This is a genomic window from Nocardioides sp. NPDC057767, assembly GCF_042798275.1.
Lineage (GTDB): Bacteria > Actinomycetota > Actinomycetes > Propionibacteriales > Nocardioidaceae > Nocardioides.
This window is the reverse complement of the sequence record NZ_JBHVKJ010000110.1, coordinates 1-7,391: the sequence shown is the minus strand read 5'-3', so window position 1 is coordinate 7,391 and position 7,391 is coordinate 1. Positions and strand designations below refer to the sequence as shown.

The following is a 7,391-nucleotide window of genomic DNA, read 5'->3' as shown; positions in this document are numbered from 1 at the left end:
AGAGACAGGTTTCCCGCCATGGCGGGAAACTGCTTACGGCCCCGGCGGGAACCTCGCGCAGAACCCCGCCATGGCGGGAAAATTCCGCGCGGCGCGGAGCCCGACCGACTAACCCAGCAGCGAGCTGGGGATCTGCCCGTGGCGTACGCGCTGGGGGTGGTTGCCGACGTCGAGGTAGGCGAGCTCCTCACCGGTGCGGAAGTCGATCACGGCGACCGCGTCGGCCTCCGAGAGCGACGCCCAGCAGGTGTGGTCGAGGCCCTCGGTGGTCCAGTAGGGCTTGCCGTAGTAGTGGCCGGTGGTCTCCTCGTCGAGGATGGTGTGCTCGCCGGTGGCGCGGTCGACCATCGCGACGTAGTCGTCCATCGTGCCCGCCGCACACAGGGTCCGGCCCTTGGCGTCGATCGAGAGGCCGTGGTGGGCGGAGTCGTTGACGTAGAGCTCGCGCGGCAGCTGGGTGCGCTTGGGGAGCGGGATGACACGCGTGACGGCACCGGTGCGGGGCTCCTCGATCGAGCCGGTGGAGTAGCCGACCTTTCCGTCGATGTCGGCCGCCTGGGTGTCGAACTCGACCAGGCCGTGCAGGAACGACATCTGGAAGTAGATGAACCGCTCGCCGGGCGCGACCGCCATGGGACGTACGGCTGAGGAGATCGAGGGGTAGCCGGCCTCCTCCAGCTCCTTGCCCATCTCCCAGCGCTGGGAGATCCCGAAGGTGGACTCGTCGACGATCTCGAACCAGCGGTCGCCCTTGATCGCGTCGTGGATCGGGCCGATCTTGACCGGCGGGAGCAGGTCGGTGCCGGGGACGGTGCCGAGGCCGAGCTGGTCGAGATTGATCAGCGGCAGCGAGTCGAGGGAGATCTCCTTCTGGTCGCCAGGGAGGTAGACGCGGCCGATGGAGGCGTGGAAGATGCGCGAGCCGTCCTCGGAGTAGTTGTTCTCGTGGGGCGTCTCGCCCGACTCGAAGGTACGCAGCCGCTCGCCGGTCCGCGGATCGCCGGCGCCACCCATCCAGTACTCGTGCACCGTCCGCGAGGTCGAGTCGGAGACCAGCAGCTTGGTGCCGTCGGGGGAGAGGCCCATGTGGTCGGTGCGGTGACCGTCCATCTGCTGCTCGACCACGACGGAGTCCGGTGAGCCCGCGAGCGCCTTCTCGATGTCGATCCAGACCACGTCGGCGAGGCTGGGCCGCGAGACCGCCAGCAGCTTGCCGTCCCGGGTGGTGAACATGTCGTCCACCAGCTGGTCGTTGCCTTCGCCGGGGCCGTAGCGGACCAGGTAGTAGTAGGCCAGCCGCTCGGGATCCTGGTGGATCTCGGCGATCTCCTCGTCCTTGTCCGGCACCAGGTCGATGCCCTTGCGCAGCACCTCGAAGCTGCGGGCATCGACGATCGAGGCGGTCCCGTCCCAGTTGTTGCCCACGACCATCACGTCCCGCAGCTCCGGGCTCGCGCTCATCGCTGGGCCGGCTGCGGTGAGCGAGAAGACGAAGAGCATGGCGACGATGACTGCTGCCGCACGACGCATCGTGGAACCTCCTGGGGGATTTGGTTATCTGAGACACAACGTCTCGAGACCGGAGGGGGTTACGGGAGGCCGTTCCGCTGAATGGAACCTCGTCGAACCGTCGAAGACCAGGACCCGAACCGGATGACGCCCGAAGCGGAAGAGCATGAGCTCGCCGACCGAGCAGGCCCCACATGGGATGAGTCAAAAAAATTCGTCGCATTCACAGCACTGACCTAGGCTTTACTCGAGATGAGCGACGATGATCCGACACCCCAGAGGGCGACGACGACCGACGGGTTCAAGGTTCTCGGAGTCGCCATCCGGCGCGAGTGGGCGGTCTTCACGCTCTCGACCCTCGGGTCCGCGCTCTTCGGTGCACTGACGGTCGCCGACGCCTGGGTGCTGGGCTGGTCCACCGACCACGTCCTGGTGCCGGCGCTGCGCGACGGCGAGATCGGCGCCGGCTGGCTGTGGGCGGTGGTGGGACTCTTCGTCGGGGTCGCGATCCTGCGTGCGGTCGGGGTGGTGGCGCGGCGGCTGGGTGCCGGGGTGATGCAGTTCCGGATGCAGGCGCACTCGCGCCGCGCGGTCACCCGGCAATACCTGGCGCTCCCGCTCGCCTGGCACCACCGGCACCCGACCGGTCAGCTGCTGTCCAACGCCAACTCCGACGTCGAGGCGTCCTGGTCGCCGATCGCGCCGCTGCCGATGGCCGTCGGCACCCTCGCGATGATGGTGATCGCGGTCGGGCAGATGTTCTGGACCGACGTCGTGCTCGCGTCGGTCGCGATCCTCGTCTTCCCCGCGGTCGTGGTCGCCAACCTCGTCTTCCAGCGTTTCTCCTCGCCGCTGATGACCCGCGCCCAGCAGCTGCGCGCAGAGCTCTCCGGGATCGCCCACGAGTCCTTCGACGGCGCCCTCGTGGTCAAGACGCTGGGGCGCGAGGCCGAGGAGACCACCCGGTTCCGCGAGAAGGCCCAGGAGCTGCGCGACGTCAACATCCGCGCCGGCCGGCTCCGGGCGGCGTTCGACCCGATCCTGGCCGCGCTTCCCAGCATCGGCGTCCTGGCCGTGCTGGCCGTCGGCGTCGGGCGCGTCTCGAGCGGCGGTGCCGCACCCGGCGACGTCGTCCAGATCGGCTTCCTGCTCACCATCGTCGCGTTCCCGATCCGTTCCTTCGGGTGGCTGCTGGGGGAGTTCCCGCGCAGCGTCGTCGGCTACCGGCGGGTGCGGAGGGTCCTGGACGCGACCGGCCGTCTCGCCTACGGAACAGCGCGCACCAGCCGCGAGCCGACCGGTGCGCGGGTGCGGGTCGACGGCATCTCCTACGCCTATGCCGACGGCCCGACGCTTCTCGACGGCGTCGACTTCGAGGTCGGGCCCGGCCGTACGGTCGCGATCGTGGGCGAGACGGCCTCCGGCAAGAGCACCTTGACGATGCTGCTGGCCCGGCTGGTCGACCCGGCGACCGGCCGGATCACCCTCGACGGCACCGACCTGCGCGACCTGGGCCCGGGGGAGTGGGCCCGGGTGGCGGCGCTGGTGCCGCAGACCGCCTTCGTCTTCGACGACTCCGTGCGCGGCAACGTCACCCTCGGCGCCGACCTCACCGACGACGAGGTCTGGTCGGCCCTGAAGGCGGCCCAGGCCGACGGGTTCGTCGCCGCGCTGCCGAACGGCCTCGACACCACCCTGGGCGAGCGCGGTGCGAGCCTTTCCGGGGGGCAGCGTCAGCGGCTCGCGCTCGCGAGAGCCCTCGTCCGCCGCCCACGACTGCTGATCCTCGACGACGCCACCTCGGCGGTCGACCCCGAGGTCGAGCAGCGCATCCTCGCCGCCCTGCGTGACGGAGCCGGCGACACCAGCCTGGTCGTGGTGGCCTACCGCAAGGCCACGATCGCGCTCGCCGACGAGGTCGTCCATCTCGAGAACGGCCGCATCCGCGACCGCGGCACCCACACCGAGCTGCTCGCCCGCGACGAGTCCTACGCCCGCCTCGTCAACGCCTACGAGACCCCGGAGACCGCGCAGTGACGGCCACACTCGAGCCCGAGACCCGGGTCGGCAGCGGCGAGGACCTCGGCGCCTTCGAGACCATCCGCCGGGGCATCAAGCACTCTCCGGAGCTGGTCGAGGGCATCCGCGGCACCTTCGCGCTGGCCGTGCTCGCGAGCGTCGGCCAGGTCGTCGTGCCCGTCGTCGTCCAGCAGACCCTCGACAACGGTCTGAGCGGTCCGGACGGACCCGACCTCGGCTACGTCCTGCGCGCCGGTCTGGTCGCGCTGGTCGCCATCGCCGTCACGGGCGTGGCCTCCTACCTGATGACCAGCCGGCTCTTCACGGCCGCCGAGCGGGGCCTGGCGACGCTGCGTACCAAGGCCTTCCGACACGTCCACGACCTGCCGATGCTCACCCAGTCGACCGAGCACCGCGGCGCTCTGGTCTCGCGGGTCACCAGCGACGTCGACCAGGTCAGCCAGTTCATCGTCTTCGGCGGGCTGCTCTTCATCGTCAGCATCGGGCAGATGCTGATCGCCACGGTCGTCATGGTGGTCTACTCCTGGCAGCTCGCGCTGCTGGTGTGGCTCTGCTTCGGCCCGCTCTTCCTGAGCCTGCGTTTCTTCCAGCGCAAGCTGTCCGCGGCCTACACCCTGTCGCGCCGCCAGGTCGCCAAGATGCTCTCCGCGGTCTCCGAGCCGGTCGTCGGGGCGGCCGTGGTCAAGGCGTACGCCGTGGAGGACCGCACCCAGCAGCGCATCGACCGCGAGATCGACGCCACCAGCGCCGCCCAGACCAGGGCCCAGGCGTACACCTCGATCTTCTTCAGCCTCGGTGGTCTCTCCGGCGGTCTCGCCAACGCCGGTGTGGTCGTCGGCGGTGTGCTGCTCGCGCTCGCCTACCGGGGCACCGGCGGCGAGCTGAGCGTCGGCGAGATCCTGGCGTTCGCCTTCCTGGTGACGCTGTTCGTCGGTCCCGTCCAGATGGGTACGCAGATCCTCACCGACGCGCAGAACGCGATCGCCTCCTGGCGGCGCACCATCGGGATCCTGGACACGCCCGCCGACCTCGTCGACCCGGGTGCCGACGGGGCCGTCCTGCCCCGCGGTCCCCTCTCGATCGAGTTCGACGACGTCACCTTCGCCTACCCCGGCGGCCGCCCGGTCCTCCACGACATCTCCTTCGAGATCGCCCCCGGTCGCAGGGTCGCGGTGGTCGGTGAGACCGGGTCGGGGAAGTCGACGATCGCCAAGCTGCTCACCCGGGTGATGGACGTGACCGAGGGCCGGGTGCGCCTCGACGGCGTCGACGTACGCGAGATCGGCAACGCCTCCTTGCGCACCAGCGTCGTGCTCGTCCCGCAGGAGGGCTTTCTCTTCGACTCCACGCTCGCCGAGAACGTCCGCTACGGCCGTCTGGACGCGACCGACGACGAGATCGTCGAGGCCGCCGGAGTGCTCGGCCTGGGCGACTGGCTCGCCGGCCTGCCCGACGGGGTCCGGACCCACGTCGGTCAGCGCGGTGAGTCGCTCTCGGCCGGCGAGCGTCAGCTCGTGGCGCTGCTGCGGGCCCAGCTCGCCGACCCCGACCTGCTGGTCCTCGACGAGGCCACCTCGGCCGTCGACCCACGTCTGGAGATGCGGATCAACCGGGCTCTGGACCGGCTGATGAGCGGCCGCACCTCGGTCACCATCGCCCATCGCCTCTCCACCGCCGAGGCCGCCGACGAGGTGATCGTCGTCGACGCCGGCCACCTCGCCCAGCGCGGCCCGCACAGCGACCTGGTGGCGCAGGCCGGCTCCACGTACGCACGCCTGCACGCCTCCTGGGTCGCCCAGCAGGGCAGCTGACGGGCCCGGATACTCAGGCGGCCAGCACGGTGAACGGTCCCCAGGGCAAGTTGCGGACGACCGTGAAGACGACGGTCAGCGCCAGCCAGGTGTGGAGCGCGGCGGGGGAGCGGGCCCAGCCGGGGGCAGGGCGGCCGCCGACGCGGCCGCGGAGCCAGAAGAACCAGAGCAGCGCGAGCATCGGCAGCCCGAGCAGGAACATCAGCGCGTTGTGGCCGACCGCGCCGGCGACGTCGCCCGACAGCAGCGACATCGTGCCGCGGGTCATGCCGCAGCCGGGGCAGTCGATACCGGTGAGTGCGTGGATCGGGCACGGCGGAACGTAGGCGACGAGCCCGGGGGAGGTGGCGAAGACGGCCGCGAGGCCCGCCCCGCCGGCCACGACGGCCAGTGGGACGAGCCCCGCGCGCACCCGTGAGGGTGTGGTGATCACATGCTCCCCGACTGGGCGGCCATGCCGAGCCCGAGGACGACCGAGGCGATGATGTAGAGGACGATCACGACGACGCCGGTGACGGCGCCGATGATGCCCCACTTCTTGGCGCCCGCGGCGTCACCCTGGACTGCCTTGACGATCGAGACGATGCCGAAGGGCAGGCAGCAGAAGATCGTGACCAGGATGCCGATCACGAGGGCGCTGGTGTCGGTCTGCTTCGCCGGTGCCGGCTGCGGGGTGGGGTTAGCCATGATGCGGTGTTCTCCAGTTTGAATAGTCGACCCTGAGGGTCGGCTGACAGGGCCGTACCGAGACCCGGCCCAGATGACCGAGAGAGTCTGGCAGGCCGGCGCGCCGACCGCCCTCGATTGACGTCACGACATGCCGGTTGTGTCCGTACTGTTGCCCAGCGGGATACTGGAGGCGTGACTACTGGACCCACGGGCGCGGGACTCGACCCCGCCATCGCCGACCGGCTCAAGCGCGACCCCGACGGGCTGGTGCCCGCGGTGGTGCAGCAGCATGACACCGGCGAGGTGCTGATGCTCGGCTACATGGACGACGAGGCCCTGGCGCGCACGCTCGCGACGGGCCGGGCGACCTACTGGTCTCGCAGCCGGCAGGAGTACTGGGTCAAGGGGGAGACCTCGGGCCACCGGCAGTACGTCAAGGAGGTCCGTCTGGACTGCGACGGCGACACCATCCTGCTCAAGGTCGACCAGGAGGGCCCTGCCTGTCACACCGGTGACCACACCTGCTTCGACGCCGGCCTGATCTCGTGAGGTCCTTCGGACCCACCCTCACCGCCGGCCTCGCCGGTGCTGCCCTGGCTGCCTGGGCCGGCTCCAACGAGTGGGTGAAGGTGACCGCGCCGGCCCAGATGCCGACCGACCTCAACGACTCCCCGGCCACCACCGGCCTGGCCCTGGTTGCCCTCGCGGCCTGGGGCGTGGTCCTGGTCACCCGAGGTCTCGTACGCCGCCTGGTGGCCGCCCTCGCCGGCCTGGCCGGGATCGGAGTGATCGTCACCTTCTTCGGCCACGCCGGGATCGACGCCCTGGGCCGGGCGATCGACTCCGAGGTCGTCTGGGGCGAGACCGAGCACGCCACGACCCCGTGGCCCTACCTCGCGCTCCTCGGCGCCGCCCTGACCATCGTGGCGGCCGTCGCGGCCGCGCTCCTGGCCCCCTCGTGGCCCGAGATGGGCCGCAGGTATGACGCCCCTGCCGACGCCAGGCCGGAGCGGAAGCCGCTGGAGGAGCAGTCCACGATCGACGTCTGGAAGTCGTTGGACGAGGGTCGGGACCCGACGACCGGGGATCAATGAATACACTGCACCCAAGCAAAGTGAACTCGTAGAGGAGCATCGAATGTCCGCCAGCCACGGCAACACCCCGGCAGCCTGGATCGCAGTCGCGGTCGGCCTCCTCGGCTTCCTCATCGGCAGCGTCGCCATGATGCTCGACCCGATCAGCTGGTTCGTCTTCTGGATCGGCGTGGCCGTCACCGTCGCCGGTGGTCTGCTCTTCATCGTGCTCGCCAAGCTCGGCTTCAACGTCGAGTCACACTGAGCCTGAGACAGCGAGGCCCCCGGC

General features: G+C 70.3%; 8 protein-coding genes. 5 read left to right on the top strand and 3 right to left on the bottom strand.

Features of this window, described 5'->3' with window-relative positions:
* Window positions 1-108: 108 nt before the first annotated feature.
* A complete protein-coding gene (locus ACFVDI_RS28315) occupies window positions 109-1,530 on the bottom strand; it encodes a serine/threonine protein kinase (RefSeq protein ID WP_378912213.1) in 1,422 nt (473 codons plus the stop codon).
* A gap of 231 nt (window positions 1,531-1,761) precedes the next feature.
* Between ACFVDI_RS28315 and ACFVDI_RS28310 the strand changes: the two genes are divergently transcribed.
* Window positions 1,762-3,546 (top strand): ABC transporter ATP-binding protein, encoded by a 1,785-nt coding sequence (locus ACFVDI_RS28310; protein WP_378912212.1) that lies wholly within the window; start codon window positions 1,762-1,764, stop codon window positions 3,544-3,546.
* Window positions 3,543-5,360, top strand: coding sequence for an ABC transporter ATP-binding protein (locus ACFVDI_RS28305; RefSeq protein WP_378912211.1), 1,818 nt, complete (start codon window positions 3,543-3,545; stop codon window positions 5,358-5,360). Before ACFVDI_RS28310 ends, ACFVDI_RS28305 begins: the two co-directional genes overlap by 4 nt.
* 13 nt (window positions 5,361-5,373) lie before the next feature.
* On the opposite strand, the gene ACFVDI_RS28300 is transcribed toward ACFVDI_RS28305, so the two are convergent.
* Both ACFVDI_RS28300 and ACFVDI_RS28295 read right to left on the bottom strand, forming a co-directional pair.
* Window positions 5,374-5,793: a DUF2752 domain-containing protein gene (locus tag ACFVDI_RS28300; RefSeq protein WP_378912210.1), complete on the bottom strand. Its 420-nt coding sequence runs from the start codon at window positions 5,791-5,793 to the stop codon at window positions 5,374-5,376.
* On the bottom strand, window positions 5,790-6,047 hold the full coding sequence (locus ACFVDI_RS28295; protein ID WP_378912209.1) for a CD225/dispanin family protein: 258 nt from the start codon (window positions 6,045-6,047) through the stop codon (window positions 5,790-5,792). The genes ACFVDI_RS28300 and ACFVDI_RS28295 overlap by 4 nt, the downstream gene beginning before the upstream one ends.
* A gap of 174 nt (window positions 6,048-6,221) precedes the next feature.
* Here ACFVDI_RS28295 and hisI point away from each other — a divergent pair, with 174 nt between their 5' ends.
* From hisI to ACFVDI_RS28280, 3 genes are read left to right on the top strand one after another with little or no spacing between them, the layout of a single operon-like run.
* Complete coding sequence (hisI, locus tag ACFVDI_RS28290) at window positions 6,222-6,578, top strand: phosphoribosyl-AMP cyclohydrolase (RefSeq protein ID WP_378912208.1); 357 nt, start codon at window positions 6,222-6,224, stop codon at window positions 6,576-6,578.
* Complete coding sequence (locus ACFVDI_RS28285) at window positions 6,575-7,123, top strand: Trp biosynthesis-associated membrane protein (RefSeq protein ID WP_378912207.1); 549 nt, start codon at window positions 6,575-6,577, stop codon at window positions 7,121-7,123. Before hisI ends, ACFVDI_RS28285 begins: the two co-directional genes overlap by 4 nt.
* A gap of 43 nt (window positions 7,124-7,166) precedes the next feature.
* Window positions 7,167-7,367, top strand: a complete 201-nt coding sequence (locus ACFVDI_RS28280; protein WP_141803961.1) for an HGxxPAAW family protein — start codon at window positions 7,167-7,169, stop codon at window positions 7,365-7,367.
* The last annotated feature ends 24 nt before the right edge of the window (window positions 7,368-7,391 follow it).

Excerpts from the sequence above, each read along its gene's own strand:
- ACFVDI_RS28315 (WP_378912213.1), bottom strand. The coding sequence starts at position 1,530 with ATGCGTCGTGCGGCAGCAGTCATCGTCGCCATGCTCTTCGTCTTCTCG.
- ACFVDI_RS28310 (WP_378912212.1), top strand. The coding sequence starts at position 1,762 with ATGAGCGACGATGATCCGACACCCCAGAGGGCGACGACGACCGACGGG.
- ACFVDI_RS28295 (WP_378912209.1), bottom strand. The coding sequence starts at position 6,047 with ATGGCTAACCCCACCCCGCAGCCGGCACCGGCGAAGCAGACCGACACC.
- ACFVDI_RS28280 (WP_141803961.1), top strand. The coding sequence starts at position 7,167 with ATGTCCGCCAGCCACGGCAACACCCCGGCAGCCTGGATCGCAGTCGCG.